The following is a 1,743-nucleotide window of genomic DNA, read 5'->3' on the forward strand; positions in this document are numbered from 1 at the left end:
TTCGAATATCAAAAAGGAGAGAACCAATTCGGTCCTCTCCAGATATTAGCTGACATCAACCCACTACAGTTGACAAAGAGCCTAAAATGATTCAGATTAACGAACTGTACGGATACGCATTGTATTGGTACGAACAGCCTCACCAAGTGGCACACCAGCAACAATAACGATATCATCACCAGATTCAACCAAGCCTTGCTCTACAGCAATTTTCTCAGCAATATCAAACATATCATCTGTTGTAGATGGACGCTCAGTCAAGACTGGAATAACACCCCAGTTCAGCATCAAACCACGCTCAGTCAATTCATCAAAAGTGATTGCCAAAATATCAGCATTTGGACGGTATTTAGAAATCAAACGGGCTGTGTGACCAGTCTTAGTAAGAGTAACAACCAACTTAATATCCATTGAGCTAGTAGCATCTTTAACAGCTGAAGCCATAACTTCAGTCTTAGAATGACGTTCAAAGTTAGCAGTTGAAAGACGGCCGTATTCATTCAGAAGAGTTTGGGCATTCTTATCAATAGTTGCCATCGCTGTAACAGACTCAAGTGGGTATTTACCATTTGCAGACTCACCTGAAAGCATAGTTGCATCAGTACCATCAATAACTGCGTTAAACACGTCAGAAACTTCAGAACGAGTTGCACGTGGTTTTTCAGTCATAGTTTCCAACATGTTTGTTGCTGTGATAACTACTTTACCAGCTGCATTTACTTTAGTAATGATTCTCTTTTGGTGAACTGGAACCATTTCAAATGGCACTTCGATACCCATGTCACCACGGGCAACCATGATACCGTCAGCCGCTTCAATGATTTCGTCCAAGTTGTCAATACCTTGTTGGTTTTCGATTTTCGCGAACAATTGAACATGTCCGTTTCCAGTTTCTTCGCAGATTGCACGAACTTCATTCACGTCTTTTGCAGTACGAACGAATGAAATCGCGATAAAGTTGATACCTTGCTCAAGACCGAAGCGGATGTCAGCGTTGTCACGCTCAGCAAGTGCTGGGAAAGGAATCTTAGTATTCGGGATGTTTACACCTTTTTGTTTCGCAATAACACCATCGTTTTCAACTTCTACTTCAAATTCACGAGTTGAGTCATCCTTACCAATTACGCGAAGACCAAGTTTTCCGTCATCAACAAGCACTTGTTTTCCAATCTCAACGTCATCATAGATGTCAAGCGCACCAGCAACATTCAAAGCAATGACTTCACGAGTAGATTTGATGCCTTGTTTGGTAGCAACACGGATTTTTTCACCAGTCTTGTATGAATACTCTTTTGCATCGCCTTCAAACAGCTCTGTACGGATTTCAGGTCCTTTGGTGTCAAGAAGGAAACCAACTTTTTGACCAGCGATTTCTTCCGCACGTTTTACAGTAGCCATACGTTCACCTTGTTCTTGATGGTCACCATGTGAGAAGTTAAAGCGGAAAGTATTTGCTCCTGCTTGAATTAATTTGGCGATATTTTGTGCTGATGCTTCAACATCAAGTTTTTCACCCCAATATCCGTCTTCACCAAATTTTTTACCGCCGCGGATTTCTACCGCAGGACCTAAGGTTGCAACGATTTTTACGCGTTTATTCATGATTTTATGAAACTCCTTCTATATTTTGGTCTCTATGACCCTTATTTACAATTAAATAGTGATGCTGCGGTTGAGTTCAGCCAAGCCAAGATCGGCCTTATGCGGAGTGTTAACCACAATCTTGCCATCTTCTTTCAAACT

1 protein-coding gene is annotated in these 1,743 nt (G+C 41.4%); it reads right to left on the minus strand.

Translation table 11 applies throughout. The features are described from left to right. Positions 1–96: 96 nt before the first annotated feature. On the minus strand, positions 97–1,602 hold the full coding sequence (gene pyk / locus STRDD04_RS04680) for a pyruvate kinase (protein WP_062199772.1): 1,506 nt from the start codon (positions 1,600–1,602) through the stop codon (positions 97–99). Positions 1,603–1,743 lie beyond the last annotated feature (141 nt).

This window comes from Streptococcus sp. DD04 (assembly GCF_001578725.1).
Taxonomy (GTDB): Bacteria; Bacillota; Bacilli; order Lactobacillales; family Streptococcaceae; genus Streptococcus; species Streptococcus sinensis.

Bases quoted from the DNA above. Each gene is read 5' to 3' on its own strand.
- pyk (WP_062199772.1), bottom strand. From the start codon at position 1,602: ATGAATAAACGCGTAAAAATCGTTGCAACCTTAGGTCCTGCGGTAGAA.